Annotated in this window: 20 protein-coding genes and 1 pseudogene; 12 read left to right on the forward strand and 9 right to left on the reverse strand. The window is 37.1% G+C overall.

Translation table 11 applies throughout. The features are described from left to right. Positions 1-94: 94 nt before the first annotated feature. The 3 genes and pseudogenes from G7B20_RS15735 to G7B20_RS15745 all read right to left on the reverse strand — a co-directional run. Positions 95-550 carry an integrase core domain-containing protein gene (locus tag G7B20_RS15735; RefSeq protein ID WP_164112373.1) on the reverse strand — a complete coding sequence of 152 codons (456 nt, stop codon included), beginning with the start codon at positions 548-550 and terminating at the stop codon, positions 95-97. Positions 551-571: 21 nt separating this feature from the next. Further along, entirely contained in the window at positions 572-850 is a 279-nt protein-coding gene (locus G7B20_RS15740; RefSeq protein WP_164112374.1) for a hypothetical protein, read from the reverse strand. A gap of 139 nt (positions 851-989) precedes the next feature. Next, positions 990-1,251, reverse strand: a pseudogene (locus G7B20_RS15745) (transposase); the annotation flags it as partial. Between the two features lie 149 nt (positions 1,252-1,400). Here G7B20_RS15745 and G7B20_RS15750 point away from each other — a divergent pair. Further along, positions 1,401-2,003 carry a hypothetical protein gene (locus G7B20_RS15750; protein ID WP_164112376.1) on the forward strand — a complete coding sequence of 201 codons (603 nt, stop codon included), beginning with the start codon at positions 1,401-1,403 and terminating at the stop codon, positions 2,001-2,003. A gap of 207 nt (positions 2,004-2,210) precedes the next feature. Here G7B20_RS15750 and G7B20_RS15755 read toward each other — a convergent pair whose 3' ends face one another. From G7B20_RS15755 to secG, 3 genes are all read right to left on the reverse strand, one after another. After that, the gene (locus G7B20_RS15755) at positions 2,211-2,666 is read right to left on the reverse strand and encodes an integrase core domain-containing protein (RefSeq protein WP_164112373.1); all 456 of its coding nucleotides are present in this window, start codon (positions 2,664-2,666) and stop codon (positions 2,211-2,213) included. 350 nt (positions 2,667-3,016) lie between these two features. Next, a complete protein-coding gene (locus tag G7B20_RS15760) occupies positions 3,017-3,355 on the reverse strand; it encodes a hypothetical protein (RefSeq protein ID WP_164112377.1) in 339 nt (112 codons plus the stop codon). Between the two features lie 34 nt (positions 3,356-3,389). Then, positions 3,390-3,539: a preprotein translocase subunit SecG gene (gene secG, locus G7B20_RS15765; protein ID WP_164112378.1), complete on the reverse strand. Its 150-nt coding sequence runs from the start codon at positions 3,537-3,539 to the stop codon at positions 3,390-3,392. A gap of 139 nt (positions 3,540-3,678) precedes the next feature. Between secG and G7B20_RS15770 the strand changes: the two genes are divergently transcribed. The 7 genes from G7B20_RS15770 (at position 3,679) to G7B20_RS15800 (ending at position 7,425) form a co-directional block, all read left to right on the forward strand. Next, positions 3,679-4,035 (forward strand): very short patch repair endonuclease, encoded by a 357-nt coding sequence (locus tag G7B20_RS15770; RefSeq protein ID WP_164112379.1) that lies wholly within the window; start codon positions 3,679-3,681, stop codon positions 4,033-4,035. A 36-nt stretch (positions 4,036-4,071) separates the two neighbouring features. Continuing rightward, complete coding sequence (locus G7B20_RS15775) at positions 4,072-4,380, forward strand: hypothetical protein (protein ID WP_164112380.1); 309 nt, start codon at positions 4,072-4,074, stop codon at positions 4,378-4,380. Between the two features lie 78 nt (positions 4,381-4,458). Continuing rightward, positions 4,459-5,169 (forward strand): KilA-N domain-containing protein, encoded by a 711-nt coding sequence (locus G7B20_RS15780; protein WP_164112381.1) that lies wholly within the window; start codon positions 4,459-4,461, stop codon positions 5,167-5,169. Between the two features lie 414 nt (positions 5,170-5,583). Beyond that, the gene (locus G7B20_RS15785) at positions 5,584-5,952 is read left to right on the forward strand and encodes a hypothetical protein (protein WP_164112382.1); all 369 of its coding nucleotides are present in this window, start codon (positions 5,584-5,586) and stop codon (positions 5,950-5,952) included. 73 nt (positions 5,953-6,025) lie between these two features. Continuing rightward, entirely contained in the window at positions 6,026-6,382 is a 357-nt protein-coding gene (locus G7B20_RS15790; RefSeq protein WP_164112383.1) for a hypothetical protein, read from the forward strand. Then, the gene (locus G7B20_RS15795; protein WP_164112384.1) at positions 6,375-6,746 is read left to right on the forward strand and encodes a hypothetical protein; all 372 of its coding nucleotides are present in this window, start codon (positions 6,375-6,377) and stop codon (positions 6,744-6,746) included. Before G7B20_RS15790 ends, G7B20_RS15795 begins: the two co-directional genes overlap by 8 nt. 259 nt (positions 6,747-7,005) lie before the next feature. After that, complete coding sequence (locus G7B20_RS15800; RefSeq protein ID WP_164112385.1) at positions 7,006-7,425, forward strand: hypothetical protein; 420 nt, start codon at positions 7,006-7,008, stop codon at positions 7,423-7,425. A 204-nt stretch (positions 7,426-7,629) separates the two neighbouring features. Here G7B20_RS15800 and G7B20_RS15805 read toward each other — a convergent pair whose 3' ends face one another. Both G7B20_RS15805 and G7B20_RS15810 read right to left on the reverse strand, forming a co-directional pair. After that, positions 7,630-8,184 carry a hypothetical protein gene (locus G7B20_RS15805; RefSeq protein ID WP_164112386.1) on the reverse strand — a complete coding sequence of 185 codons (555 nt, stop codon included), beginning with the start codon at positions 8,182-8,184 and terminating at the stop codon, positions 7,630-7,632. A 16-nt stretch (positions 8,185-8,200) separates the two neighbouring features. Beyond that, the gene (locus G7B20_RS15810; RefSeq protein ID WP_164112387.1) at positions 8,201-8,362 is read right to left on the reverse strand and encodes a hypothetical protein; all 162 of its coding nucleotides are present in this window, start codon (positions 8,360-8,362) and stop codon (positions 8,201-8,203) included. Positions 8,363-9,304: 942 nt separating this feature from the next. On the opposite strand from G7B20_RS15810, the gene G7B20_RS15815 reads away from it, so the two are divergent. After that, positions 9,305-10,768, forward strand: coding sequence for an FAD-binding oxidoreductase (locus G7B20_RS15815; protein WP_164112388.1), 1,464 nt, complete (start codon positions 9,305-9,307; stop codon positions 10,766-10,768). Positions 10,769-10,879: 111 nt separating this feature from the next. Here the strand turns inward: G7B20_RS15815 and G7B20_RS15820 are convergent, their stop codons facing one another. Beyond that, entirely contained in the window at positions 10,880-12,160 is a 1,281-nt protein-coding gene (locus tag G7B20_RS15820; RefSeq protein WP_164112389.1) for a hypothetical protein, read from the reverse strand. Positions 12,161-12,504: 344 nt separating this feature from the next. On the opposite strand from G7B20_RS15820, the gene G7B20_RS15825 reads away from it, so the two are divergent. The 3 genes from G7B20_RS15825 (at position 12,505) to G7B20_RS15835 (ending at position 13,634) form a co-directional block, all read left to right on the forward strand. Beyond that, positions 12,505-12,882, forward strand: a complete 378-nt coding sequence (locus G7B20_RS15825; protein WP_164112390.1) for a hypothetical protein — start codon at positions 12,505-12,507, stop codon at positions 12,880-12,882. A gap of 309 nt (positions 12,883-13,191) precedes the next feature. Then, positions 13,192-13,404, forward strand: coding sequence for a PLDc N-terminal domain-containing protein (locus tag G7B20_RS15830; RefSeq protein ID WP_164112391.1), 213 nt, complete (start codon positions 13,192-13,194; stop codon positions 13,402-13,404). An 11-nt stretch (positions 13,405-13,415) separates the two neighbouring features. Continuing rightward, positions 13,416-13,634, forward strand: coding sequence for a hypothetical protein (locus tag G7B20_RS15835; protein ID WP_164112392.1), 219 nt, complete (start codon positions 13,416-13,418; stop codon positions 13,632-13,634). Positions 13,635-13,723: the final 89 nt, after the last annotated feature.

Raw genomic sequence — 13,723 nt, forward strand, 5'->3', positions numbered from 1 at the left:
TCTTTTGGCAGTCTTATCTTCTAACATTAAAAAAGCGCCAGTGGGTATGAAGCCTTCCCCGTTTTCAAACATTGAATAAATATAAAAATACGCTTCAAGATACCAAAGCTTCTTTAGCGTATAACCACGGACTCAGCCCATTTAGGGCCTTATGCGGATGATTACTGTTGTATTCGATCTGCCACTCATAAGCAATGGCATTAACTTCTGTTATAGAACCAAATAGATATGCATCGAGTACATCTTCTCTGAACGTACGATTTAACCGCTCGATGTAAGCATTTTGAGCTGGTTTTCCCGGTTGTATATATTGCAGTTCAATCCCATTTTCTGCACAGAAATTTGTAAAGACTTTAGATAGAAATTCCGGGCCATTGTCCGTTCTTATACGCTTGGGTTTAGATCTAGATGTAATCAATTCCTTTAATTGTTGCACTAGTCTAACGCCAGGGATGGAGTAGAACGCTTCATTTATCAATGATTCGCGATTATAATCATCCATGACATTGAGCACTCTAAACCTTCGGCCATTCGCAAGCGAATCACTCATAACCACGAAGTAGCAGCGAAGCTAACTCAATTGACCAAGTATCATTAATTGAACCAGGGACTTGGGTTTCTCTTTAATCCTAGAAGGAATGCGACGTTTGCGTTTGGTTCTAAGCTTAAGATTGATATTTCGATAAACTCGGAGCACCCTTTTTCGGTTCCACACAATGCCTTCTAGGCGTATTTTGCCGTAATAGGTCTGAAATCCTCGCGTAGGATATCTTTCTGCAAGATCCATTAGCTTTGAAATAATAGCGTTATCATCCTTTTTATACGCATAGTAGTACATACTGCGACTCATGCAGACAATTTTACAGGCTCTATGAATACTGATTTCATGCTATTCTATCACTCCATTAACCAGCTCTTTACGTTCACAGAGCTTTAGCGCTTTTTATTCATTAATATTTATATTTTAGGTATTCATGAGCTCCTTACAGTCGGTTTTCAATTATATCTTTTAAAATGCGGTGATCCAAACTCAAATCGGCAAACATCCGTTTTAGACGAGCGTTTTCTTCTTGAAGGGCCTTTAACTCCTTAAGATGCTGTGCGTCCATACCGCCATATTTCTGCTTCCATTGATAGAAAGTAGGCGCTGAAATACCATGTTCTCTACAAATATCCTTTGTAGCTTTACCCCGACTCATATTCTTTGAGAATATTAACAATCTGATGTTCCGAAAATTTGCTCTTCTTCATAATGTTTAACAAACTAATTTATTAATTTTAAGTTGTTTGAAAAACAGGGAACTTTACCAAAACAGGGAACTTTACCAAAACAGGGAACTTTACCAAAACAGGGAACTTTACCTACAGCACTTTTTAGAAAACACTAATTGTTATCAATAATGAAAATTGTTCAACTTCTCTTACTTATTATCCTATGTACTTCATGTGCTGATTATAAATATTTTTACAACCCCCTAAATGCAAAAAATAAGAAATCGGAGGATAAAGAGTTGGAGGCACTTAGAAAGCAACAAAGACAGGATTTTAAAACCATTGGTAAACGTTCAAATAAACTTTTAGAGAATGATAAAGATTATAGTTATGATCCGAATATCCTAAAAACAACGTATAAAGAGATGGTTGCATCTATTTTGATAGCGAATATTCCAAAAAATATAGATGATGAAAAACTAGATCCTAAACAGGTTATTTTTGTAATCCTGTATTTTGATTCTAAAAATCTTAGACCAGCAGAAGTATATTTCGGAACGCGTATTATGAACCTTTTTTCTGTTTTCCCGAAGAAGAACATTGAAAACATTGAAAATGAATTTAAAAAACGAGTTATGGCAGAAAAGAATTATGAAGCATTTGGGGAAAGCGAAGTAGAAAGACAGTTGGCCAGTACAAACTATGTTCTCCATACTATTGGTTATAGTGCTAAGGAGCTAGCTCAAGTAAAACAAGGAAAGCTTGCATTTGATAAAATAACTTATTTATGACTTTTTATCGTTTAAAAAGTGATTCTATCTTCTCTTTAATGTGTTAGTCAAAGCTTTTTTCATTAATACCAAATGAGCTTTTTATTTTTATACATAAAGATTCTGGATAAATTTCTTTTGGCAGTCTTATCTTCTAACATTAAAAAAGCGCCAGTGGGTATGAAGCCTTCCCCGTTTTCAAACATTGAATAAATATAAAAATACGCTTCAAGATACCAAAGCTTCTTTAGCGTATAACCACGGACTCAGCCCATTTAGGGCCTTATGCGGATGATTACTGTTGTATTCGATCTGCCACTCATAAGCAATGGCATTAACTTCTGTTATAGAACCAAATAGATATGCATCGAGTACATCTTCTCTGAACGTACGATTTAACCGCTCGATGTAAGCATTTTGAGCTGGTTTTCCCGGTTGTATATATTGCAGTTCAATCCCATTTTCTGCACAGAAATTTGTAAAGACTTTAGATAGAAATTCCGGGCCATTGTCCGTTCTTATACGCTTGGGTTTAGATCTAGATGTAATCAATTCCTTTAATTGTTGCACTAGTCTAACGCCAGGGATGGAGTAGAACGCTTCATTTATCAATGATTCGCGATTATAATCATCCATGACATTGAGCACTCTAAACCTTCGGCCATTCGCAAGCGAATCACTCATAACCACGAAGTAGCAGCGAAGCTAACTCAATTGACCAAGTATCATTAATTGAACCAGGGACTTGGGTTTCTCTTTAATCCTAGAAGGAATGCGACGTTTGCGTTTGGTTCTAAGCTTAAGATTGATATTTCGATAAACTCGGAGCACCCTTTTTCGGTTCCACACAATGCCTTCTAGGCGTATTTTGCCGTAATAGGTCTGAAATCCTCGCGTAGGATATCTTTCTGCAAGATCCATTAGCTGTTACTTCACGGATCGGATCAGTTGAAAAGCAATAAATTCTTTAAGATAACGGGCTTTGCTGTTAGTTTGGTGGAGCTTATGGAAACGATATTTCGACTACGAAAGAGTTAATTTTGACTACCCATTTTATACTTTGTATTCCGCTTTATGATAAATGTACCAGTTTCTGATACGGAAAGTAGCGTAATAGGATGTGTAAAATAAATGCCGCCGTAAATCTTAGCTGCTATGCCATATTGTATACTATACAAATCAGGGGATATTTGTACTACCTTAACGTCTCTTTCTCTATTTTTTTTCTTTTTCCCCATTTCGACCTGCAAATTTACAGTATCTCTATTTCCCCCATTGTCGTATTCATACTCAAGGTTTACAAGATGGCTTTTAGTCTTGCAGCTACTTACTAAAATTACGGCCAATAATAGTATGCCACGGATTCTTTTCATTTCTTTTAATTTTTGATAATATTTTACTTAATCCTCACCATATGCTTTTTTGAACAATGCGCAAAGAGCTTCCTCCTCCTGCAAATCCGGATGACAAACCACCACCTTTAGGATTTTGAATTAGAACGAAGAATGTAAGTATTACGCTTGCTAGTATTATGAGAATAATAAACAGAGTCGTCATCTTATTTTGAATATAAATTTGAGCAGCAAAGTACAACTTTTGGTTGAAATTAATTGTTAAAGTTTTAAATAACTGCTACGCCTAACTTAATTGGGCTTTATATGATATTTTGTATAGTTAACATTGATAACTTTGTGATATGACTGATTACGATAAAGAGGATGATGATCGGATAGCAGTTCCTCGATTTGAGGAATCCGCTGGCTTCTATACCTCAAAGCAGCGTAGCAAGATCATGTCTAGTATCAAGGGCAAGAACTCTAAACCTGAGATGCTCCTCCGAAAAGCGCTATGGTCTAAAAATATCCGCTTCCGCCTGCATGACAAATCGCTCCCTGGCCGTCCCGATATCGTGATCAAAAAGTATAAACTGGCAATATTTGTGGATGGGGAGTTCTGGCATGGCTTCGACTGGAAGACCAACCGCGAGCGTATCAAATCCAACCGTCTATTCTGGATACCAAAGATTGTATCCGTAAGATTTTCACAAAACTAATATTTTTAGTATATTCGTTTTGTAAATCTTAAAGTTATGAACGAATCTTTAATACAACGGGACTCGGATTGGCGGTATCAGTTATCAGAGCTGACTGACGAAAAGTTACTAGAACAAGTCAATAGCATGTCCCGAACCGAACTAATCGAATGGCTGGCATGGAATGACCGCAACGGCTTATTCTTGGATGAAGACGCTATAGCCGAAGGCTATCCCCCACTTACAGAAGAAGAAGCTAGAATGTGTGTATACGGAGTTATCATGCGGGATGAGCCGGAATGGGATGGCTATATGAGGGAAGTATACCTGCGTGATATGGATCTGGCTGTGGATGTAAATCGATAAGACCTTTTCGATTAGCTAATTGACAACGTAATTATGGTGAATAAACACCATACCAATTTATAAATTCGGGGATAAATTATGAGTAAGAATAAGAAAATAGAAATCGGAGGTAAAGAAATAAGTATCATCTCGCAAAAGCAAGATGATTTTATTTCACTTACTGATATGGCTAAGAGCCAAATGCAGGAAGCCATTATCATAAAATGGCTCACACTCAAAAGCACTATTGAATATACTGGCGAATGGGAAGCCTTATACAATCCCAATTTTAATTATACCGAATTCGGTACAATTAAAAATTCCGCAGGAAGTAATAATTTCGTTTTGTCTGTGAAAAATTGGATTGAGGCAACCAATGCAATTGGAATTACAGCCAAGCCAGGAAGATATGGCGGAACTTATGCACATAAAGACATTGCATTTCATTTTGGAATGTGGATCAGCCCGAAATTTCAGCTGCTGCTAGTCAAAGAATATCAACGTCTCAAAGATGAAGAAAATGACCGTCTTAAATTAGACTGGAGTCTGCAACGTACGTTGGCTAAAGTAAACTATCAAATACACACCGATGCTATTAGAGAAAATCTAATTCCACAGCAGATCACCAAACAACAGGTAGGTCTGGTATATGCTACAGAAGCAGACCTGCTCAACGTGGCTCTTTTTGGCGTTACGGCCAAGGAATGGCGGGAAGCGAACCCCGATCTGAAAGGAACGACGAAGTCCTCAACGAAGTTAAATATGCGAGACGATGCCACTATAGAACAATTGGTGGTAGTTACAGAGTGAGGCTATCAAAAAATTGAAATAGGCGCAGTATATTAAAGATACATAGGAATTAATCTAGCTCCTCCTCTATTAATACAAGAAAATATAATCCGAATGTAACCTTTATGTTATTATGACGATCGGACATACTATCGGCATAGGAATTGTCGTTATATCAGTATTCATAATTTAGGTTAATAATTGGTTAGTTAAAAATACCTGAAGCTCCCCGCTCCAGGTATTTTTTATTGTCTGCCTTTTTGTAGAGCATAGCTTCCAACAGAGTTAAAAAATTAAATGGGCATCCTGTCGAGATACTTTTATCTTTCAAATCCATTTGTAGCAATAGAATGTAATAGCTATCTTTAATGATGGCACATCAAATAGTTGATATCCATCTACTATATTTCTGTGCAGGAGAAAAATATAAAAGCTATGAATTTTTTAAAAATATGCTGCATAGCAGTAATAATACTGCTCAATTCTTGTGCAACGTCTATGTCTCCAATGATGGTGCATAATACCTTGCCCAACTACACCAAGTCGAGATATTTGTCACAAACAGATGCCGATAAAGCTGTAAACGCAGGTGGCTGCAAATTTCTCGTTAAGGACCGAAGCTACACCGCACCTGTAGGGCTAGGCACACATAACGATCTCCGAAACGGAGCCAGGGGAATTGATGAATGGGTGACTTTAGATAAGGGAAATGCCTATGCATTAAAAAGCTTCAAGTGGGTGCGGGTTGATAAAGATGGTACGACACAATTGCAGCTAGACTTTGACACAATGCTGTGTGAGTAATTTTCAATTGCGCGTAATAGCTGAAACAGTAAAGTCTAAAAAAACATTTTATATATGAAAAGACTAAATAATCATGAATAAATCATACGGTTTGAAGGTCAGCTTCAACGACAAAGTAGTAACTAACGCTGGAATTGACAAAGAGAATTACGTGGTAACCGGATGTGTAACTTTTGTACACAGAAACGACGGTAGTGAATATTATAATTTTAATGTGAGTGGCTTGGATTCAGATGAAGATGATCACCTGGGCTGGTATAATACTGATGTCAAATTAGGAGATACCATAGAAATTGAGCTGATCGACAGTTCTTTTGATCCGCCCATCGAACGTCACAAAAGTACAACATCGCCAGAAGAAAAACTACAATACAAACTGGAGGAATTCCATTACCTAAAGGAAAAACTCAAAGATTACATCAATGGATAAATCAAAGATGAACAACCTGGGAATTAATGTAAAAATCAATGGCAGGCAGATCTGTAAAGCTGGTTTTGACAAAGAGAACTTTGTATTGACGGCTATCACGTCTCTTGTACACAGAGAAGGCAGAAGCGAAGGTCCTACGCTATCAATAGGAGGTTTAGATTCTGATGCATCCGAACACGTCAGCTGGTACTTTGATCATATATCTCTAGACGACAAGATCACATTAGAAGTCATCGAAGGATCATTTGATGCGCCACTGCCTATTGAAGATAAAGCTGTATCCGAAGAAAGTGACCTGCAACGGGAACTCGAGCGATACTATCAACTTAGAGAGGAATTGAAGGGATATATAAATGAGGAATAGAATAAATTCAAACAACCAAATGGGATCATGCAGATGGACTGCATGGAGTGATCAATGTGGGGTTAAATCTTCGAGACGTTGTTTTAAATATTGTAATTTTGCCACAAATAATGGTTGTTATGGCTAAGAATTCAGGAAGTTGGTTATCGAGAAACATTTACGAAATACGGGAAACTTTATTTGCCCCGGATCCAAATGATTCGCCCCTTAAAAAGAAACAGAAAGTGGTTGGTTGGTACATGTTCTTAATCTTACTATTATGTGGCGGCTTAGCTATGCTTATCGCGGTTTCTTTCGTTCATTAGTATACCTATTGGACGACTGTTATTTCCAATTCTATTGTATCAGTTGGTTTTTGATCCGTTTTACAAGAGTTTCCGGACACCCGATTCCGGTTCTGAACAACTGGTTGACGGATTTTGTATTCGTACCGCTGATTATCCACGTAGCGCAATCGGTAAGTCTTTGCATACTGGGCACTTCCAAACCATACCGCTATCCCCTATTTCAAATCCTGTTGATCTCGGTATTAACCGCTTACGTATTTGAGTATATCATGCCGCGAACTACGGATCACCATACGGCAGATATCTGGGATGTTGTCTGTTATGTTGCGGGTGGCTTTTTTTACCGCTATATCCATCAGAGGTACTCGATAAAAAAGTATCGTCAAGTATAGAATATTGATAGAAGAAAATATAATCCGAATGTAACCTTTATGTTATTATGACGATCGGATATACTATCGGCATAGGAATTGACGTTATAACAGTATTCATAATTTAGGTTAATAATTGGTTAGTTAAAAATCCCTGAAGCTCCCCGCTCCAGGGATTTTTTTTGTGCAACTAAATATTTCCCTTTTTCAACAAGCATCTACTTTTTAAGACCTTAACGTTAGCTTATACTTCAACATTGAGAAAAGCCTTATAATCAAAACAATATTTATCATTAAAATCATAGATAAAATCCCTGTAAACAGGGCATAGCGGGTATTTAGCGGCGAGATTTCAAACCGTATCCATCTCAAAACACTTAATAAGTCCGTACAATTACCCAAATTTTCATTTTGCTCATAAGTCACCCTATGAAATCTATTGATGGAACAATATTGAATTTTATTAGTCCCATCTAAGAATTTGAAAAGCACTTTTTCCCGAGGTAATACAGTATAGCACAACAACTGCCTTACCTCGACCTGTTCCATACCTATTTTTTTTCCTGATGACAAAATGATTTTCTCATCTTTATCACATATAGTTATCCCACCATAAATGTAATCATGGTATGCAAACTGCAGTCCATAGGGCAAACCAAAACGCTGTACATATTCTTTGTTGTTAACTTTGTATTTTGTCGTTGATATCCATAAATAGCTTAAGAAAATACTCGTGGCACTTAAAAAAACACATAGTATCAGATAGATAGTTCCTTTCATATATTCTTCAAAGTTTCTATTTATTGGCAGTGAAAACACAGTACGGTTCAATCATACTTATAGCCTTGTCTCTATACCGATCCACCGGACCTGCTGTATCTATGACCGAATAGAGATACTCATCAGCATGGGGCTTTCTTGGACCAGATTTACTACTCAACAATATAACTATCTGCAAACAAAATAGAAGTTTTAATAAAATGTCCATAAGGTTTCTAATCAAAATACCGGATCACTGAACTCTTAAATAACCCAAAAAAAGAAGTAATGCAATTAGAAATGCATGTACCCCGATGTTATAGTTAGAGGCTCGGATAGATGGGGTGTAATTATATAAACTGGATACTCCTGTGTTAGGATCCACTTTGGCAAAGTGGATTAAAATGTATTTCAAGGAGTAATGCCAAAGGAAATAGAAACACAGGATATATATGGTTTTTTCTCCCCTACTATATTCAGTATACTTGATGGAGCCGGGATTCAAATATTCAATAATAGAATAAACAATCCCTAGCATGAGAACAAATGCCATCCCCATAGCAACTATGCTTTTAAAAAGAGGATTGTCATGGGTTTCAAAATGAGCATAGAAAAGCCTGTAATAGTAGTAAATAAAACGCATGCACAAAAAAAAAGTTAAAATTTACACCAAAACAAAACATCCAAATGAACGTCGAATAAGATTTTCTCAAACATAAAAAACAAATATTAAAGTAAATTGGTAATATAAAATATTAACATTATGTTAATATTAATCTAAATATTCATAGTGGTATTGTGTAACAGTCTATAAAAAGAAATTTGCATATCGCTACTTTTTAAATGGCTTCGTTTGGCGTATTCTGATAAAGTGACTTCTTACACTGCGCTAAAAAAACGATGCTAACAAGTAATTAGATTTCTATTGTAAACGCAGGAAGTTATATCTCTGGCATATCCATCTTATTAACCGCCATCTTACAATAAATCGAAATCCTGAAGTTTATGTCCAAAGGTATCGTCTCAGAGATTTTTTTGTATTATACGGGGTACAAATTCACTGAAAAATAGAACTTTTCTATGTCTTGGTATAAAAGAAACGGTACAATAAGGTATATTGTACAATTGAATTTGCAGTGTAATGAAAACAAAATACTTTTGGCTCATTGGGGCAGTCTGTTTGATACTTTTCTTGTCTATACCTTCTTTTCACCTACTGAGAACAAGGTGGAAGGAAGCTGGAACCAAAGTCGAAATTCCGCGAGGATATACTAATGATGCCAGTCAGTTGAATCTCACAAAGATGGATACTATTATTGCCATTCCGGCAGATAGAAACCAAATTGAAGCGCAGCTTAAGGGCATCTTCAAATATGCTAGAGAGAAAGGTTTAAAAATTTCGATCTCGGGCGCCAAACATAGCATGGGAGGCCACACGATATCACCTGATGGTATCTTATTGAATATGCTCCCCTATAAGCATATGGAGCTTGACACAGTGAAGAACATCTTATCGATAGGTTCTGGCGCTTTATGGGAGGATGCCCTGAAGTATCTTGACAGGTATGGTAAATCTATTGCGATAATGCAGGCTTTTAGCTCTTTCTCCATCGGAGGATCGATCAGTGTGAATGGACATGGCTGGCAGAAAGACCTACCTCCTATATCGAAAAGTGTTCACTCCTTTTCGATAATGCTGGCTGACGGTAAGGTGTTGAATTGTAGCAGAAGCGAAAATCAGGAATTATTCAAGCTGGTATTGGGTGGATATGGTTTGTTTGGTGTAATACTGGATGTTAAGCTCCATGTTGTCGACAATGCAGCACTGACCTATAAGTATATCAGACTATCTCCTGCCAACTATGTAAGCTCCTATAAGAAATATGTGTCTGATAACCCAAATGTAAATCTTGTATTTGGAAGGTTACGGATCTCGGATAAACACTTTCTAGAAGAGGCTACACTTAACTATTTTGAGGAAGTAAAGACGGATATACCTGCTCTCCAACAAACGAAAAGCACTGAAACACAGCGGCTGGTATTTAGAGGTAGTGTAGGTAGTGAATACGGAAAGAGACTGCGATGGGATCTGGAAACGGGCAAGAATAAGATTTCTAAAAATACTGTCTACACCCGAAATGAACTCTTAAATGATCATGTATCGCTGATTGAAAACAAAGATACTGCTTCTACAGATCTATTGCAGGAGTACTTTATTCCAGAAAGACACTTCAATCATTTTATACAGGATATCAAACCGATCTTAAAACGGTCTACGATTGATCTATTAAATATCACAATACGTGGTGTCCGTGAGGATAGGGACAGCTACCTGAACTATGCTAAAGAAGATGTATATGGATTTGTGATCCTGTTCAATCAAAAGAAAACAAAAGAACAGGAAGAGGCAATGAAAGAGCTGACTAATGAGCTTGTGGATGCAGCCCTGAAAAATGAAGGAACGTTTTACCTGCCTTATAGGTTGCATATCGACAGAGAAAAGATGCGTAAAGCGTATCCGCAGGCAGACAGTTTCTTTGGTATGAAACTAAAATATGACCCTACAGTACTATTCAGCAATAGATTCTACGAGCACTACAAGTAGGAGGACTTGATGAAATAGATGTATAGAAGATAACTAGCGATGTAACCTCTTCGTTAACATCATGACCATGCATACTAGCGGAATGGATAATATCAGTACACTAATTATGTTTTATTCTGAGCCTGCTATAACTTTCGCTTTATGTTTTTCGTCTTTGGAATAGTTCTTATACATCCAAGGGATACCTAACCGCCCTTTATAGGTCAAGATCTCGACACGTTGGGTGCTTTGGTCAATTTCTGCCCAATTCAGGAAAAACAATCCCATATGATGACTTCCCCAGTCCTTGTCGTCAAATTTTACGTAATCAGGATCTTCTCCCACGAAGATGAAAATCATAAGGGGGGAATCTGCTGTACCTTTCTCCCATACGTATGGCTGTTCCGAAAATGCGATATTGCCGACTTTTAGAAATGCTCCACTAAATAAACTAATGAGTATAAAACAGCTAAATAAAATGCCGTACCTAATCTTGGGCGCTAAAACAAACACAAGCGGCCTATGGAAATAAACGAACACGCATATACTGAGGGTCAAAATAAAGCCAAATATTATTCCCCAAATAAAAAAGAACATTTCATTCTTAAAATGAACATTATCAAACATAATGTAAGAAAAGGCTATTACCGAAATAATGCTACTCGCCATTAGTGCTAAACTACTTATGTACCTCACATAATTCCAATATTGAAAACTGATGGTCAAATGTATACTCACCATAATACAGATGGCTAATGCTATTGAAGGATTAAAATAAAACATATCGAAAGTAAGCACATAAAACACCAAAAGTGCGGTAGTGATGTAACAAAAACAAAATTTGAAGAAAAGCATATTCCACTTATTGGTATTAAGAAAACGGTAATATGTATTTTTGCCTTCATCTATTAATCGGGTTTGGTCTATCTCATCTAATTTGATGTGCTTGAAGTCCCTTTGAATTACAAATGCGACATTTGAATCCACGATCTGCCTGTGCCCTGTCAACCACTTGCTGATCTTATAATCACCGTATGTCCTGTTCATTCGCTCGGGTGGCCCATAGGGCCCAATTTCCAAAAGCAGATTAAATGAATCTATTCCAATAAAATCTGTGTCCCAATAATAATCTAGCCTACCCAGTCTTGGATCAAAAATACAAATCCCCTGATCGCTGAGCGAAGCATGCCACTGGAGGACATAACGACTGTACTGTGTCAATCGATAATAAAGGAAGATAGAAAATCCGAGTAGGCTGATAAGGATAGTGATGGGTGCGTCAAATGCAAGGGGTGTAAAATATATCCTGGTACATAAAAAAATAATAATAGCAAGCATTAATAGATTCAATATCCCTAAGATAACTTTATAAACCATTGAATACCTTAGGTCCTGTAAGAGTGGTTTAATCATAATATGGTATGTTAAAAAAACTAGTAGTACCTAAAGATAAGGAACATAGCTTACAATATCAAATTGCACATCTACGTATAAGGGGGAGGCGGCGTTAGAAAAGCTAACGATGTAAGGGGCAATCGCGGCTGTAAAGGGGAGCAGGAAATAAACGGTCGTAACGTCTATGTATTATTTGAAACGGATATACTATCGGCATGTGTTTTGACGTTATATAGGTATTCATAATTTAGGTTAATAATTGGTTAGTTAAAAATCCCTGAAGCTCCCCACTCGAGGGATTTTTTTGTCAGGTAATGCGCTATTGGATGCAATCGACAACTTAAAATGTTAAATTTGCTACTATGAGGTTATTCAGCTATTTAATCGTCCTATCAAGTATAGTTTTTCTTTCGTTCAACAGCCTAAAGCACCCTTTACATAAAAAATGGCAGCTCGTGGCCGAACAGATAACTTACCTGAATATGGATCGTACGCCCTATGACGGAGGCAAAGATAGGCTGGATTCGGTCAAAAACATGACTGTACAGTTTCTGCCCGATGGGGCTTTTAAGTCACCTGAAGGCGACGGCAGCTATACTGTATCCAAGGATTCTATACATTTAAATATCAATGGTAAAAATGCGGTATTCAAATACGAACTCAAGAATTCGAAACTAATAATGGAGCGCTATATCAAAGAGACTGAGCATATAGTTAGATCAAGACTTTATCTGGAATAACATCTATGAATAACAAAGAATGAAATAGGTGCCTGGATAAGATAGACCTCCTGCTCTCCAAAATACCTCGTCTGCAAGGAATTATGGAGATGGTCTTGTATCATAAACTTGCGGCCTGCCGCACTGTGTACTGCATGCAAATAAATTTGTACGAATAGAAAATTCTATGTATCTTTAAGGTATCAGGCTGAATAGTTGATATCTACATACTTTTTTTCTGTGTATTGTATATTGGGCCAATATCAGAAAACGATGTGATGACTATCTATTAAACATATAAAAACCAAATCATAAAACAGACTTAAAATTATGAATTTACTTTTCATCAGTTTCCAAGAGTTCTTTATTATGGTTCCCCTGTTCGGCACCTTTATCTACACGATATACCACGCTATTAAAAACCCCGTATTACAGGACAGTGAAAGAGCCTTATGGATTGTGCTCCTTCTTATAACAAATCTTTTAGGGATGCTGGCATATTGGGCCTTTGGTAAAAGTGGCCGTGGTAAACTAGGAATATAAATAACACAATTATGATTATAACTGCAATTTTAATGTACTTGGTCTGGGCTGCCATAATAGTGCTCATTATTTATGCTGTGTATCTGATGTTGGCTGCATTACTGGAGAGGTACCTCGCAGTAAAGAGAGAACATGCCTCTGCCCTACGCGAGCAGAGTGAAGCTTTGAAGGAAATAGCTTCTGCTATCAGAGAATCGAATGATAAGGATGCTGCTCCGGAGATAATATAGAACAATCGCAATGAAAAATGAACAGGATCAAAAAAAATGATAAGAACGGGTAATAAGCCTTAGTCGTACTACAGCAGTTAAGAGTAGAT

The organism is Sphingobacterium sp. xlx-96 (assembly GCF_011007365.1).
Classification (GTDB): Bacteria; Bacteroidota; Bacteroidia; order Sphingobacteriales; family Sphingobacteriaceae; genus Sphingobacterium; species Sphingobacterium luzhongxinii.

What these genes read in the sequence shown, in the direction of transcription:
- G7B20_RS15735 (WP_164112373.1), bottom strand. Translation starts at nt 550, where the DNA reads ATGAGTGATTCGCTTGCGAATGGCCGAAGGTTTAGAGTGCTCAATGTC.
- G7B20_RS15740 (WP_164112374.1), bottom strand. Translation starts at nt 850, where the DNA reads ATGAGTCGCAGTATGTACTACTATGCGTATAAAAAGGATGATAACGCT.
- G7B20_RS15750 (WP_164112376.1), top strand. Translation starts at nt 1,401, where the DNA reads ATGAAAATTGTTCAACTTCTCTTACTTATTATCCTATGTACTTCATGT.
- G7B20_RS15755 (WP_164112373.1), bottom strand. Translation starts at nt 2,666, where the DNA reads ATGAGTGATTCGCTTGCGAATGGCCGAAGGTTTAGAGTGCTCAATGTC.
- G7B20_RS15760 (WP_164112377.1), bottom strand. Translation starts at nt 3,355, where the DNA reads ATGAAAAGAATCCGTGGCATACTATTATTGGCCGTAATTTTAGTAAGT.
- secG (WP_164112378.1), bottom strand. Translation starts at nt 3,539, where the DNA reads ATGACGACTCTGTTTATTATTCTCATAATACTAGCAAGCGTAATACTT.
- G7B20_RS15770 (WP_164112379.1), top strand. Translation starts at nt 3,679, where the DNA reads ATGACTGATTACGATAAAGAGGATGATGATCGGATAGCAGTTCCTCGA.
- G7B20_RS15775 (WP_164112380.1), top strand. Translation starts at nt 4,072, where the DNA reads ATGAACGAATCTTTAATACAACGGGACTCGGATTGGCGGTATCAGTTA.
- G7B20_RS15780 (WP_164112381.1), top strand. Translation starts at nt 4,459, where the DNA reads ATGAGTAAGAATAAGAAAATAGAAATCGGAGGTAAAGAAATAAGTATC.
- G7B20_RS15785 (WP_164112382.1), top strand. Translation starts at nt 5,584, where the DNA reads ATGAATTTTTTAAAAATATGCTGCATAGCAGTAATAATACTGCTCAAT.
- G7B20_RS15790 (WP_164112383.1), top strand. Translation starts at nt 6,026, where the DNA reads ATGAATAAATCATACGGTTTGAAGGTCAGCTTCAACGACAAAGTAGTA.
- G7B20_RS15795 (WP_164112384.1), top strand. Translation starts at nt 6,375, where the DNA reads ATGGATAAATCAAAGATGAACAACCTGGGAATTAATGTAAAAATCAAT.
- G7B20_RS15800 (WP_164112385.1), top strand. Translation starts at nt 7,006, where the DNA reads ATGTGGCGGCTTAGCTATGCTTATCGCGGTTTCTTTCGTTCATTAGTA.
- G7B20_RS15805 (WP_164112386.1), bottom strand. Translation starts at nt 8,184, where the DNA reads ATGAAAGGAACTATCTATCTGATACTATGTGTTTTTTTAAGTGCCACG.
- G7B20_RS15815 (WP_164112388.1), top strand. Translation starts at nt 9,305, where the DNA reads ATGAAAACAAAATACTTTTGGCTCATTGGGGCAGTCTGTTTGATACTT.
- G7B20_RS15820 (WP_164112389.1), bottom strand. Translation starts at nt 12,160, where the DNA reads ATGATTAAACCACTCTTACAGGACCTAAGGTATTCAATGGTTTATAAA.
- G7B20_RS15825 (WP_164112390.1), top strand. Translation starts at nt 12,505, where the DNA reads ATGAGGTTATTCAGCTATTTAATCGTCCTATCAAGTATAGTTTTTCTT.
- G7B20_RS15830 (WP_164112391.1), top strand. Translation starts at nt 13,192, where the DNA reads ATGAATTTACTTTTCATCAGTTTCCAAGAGTTCTTTATTATGGTTCCC.
- G7B20_RS15835 (WP_164112392.1), top strand. Translation starts at nt 13,416, where the DNA reads ATGATTATAACTGCAATTTTAATGTACTTGGTCTGGGCTGCCATAATA.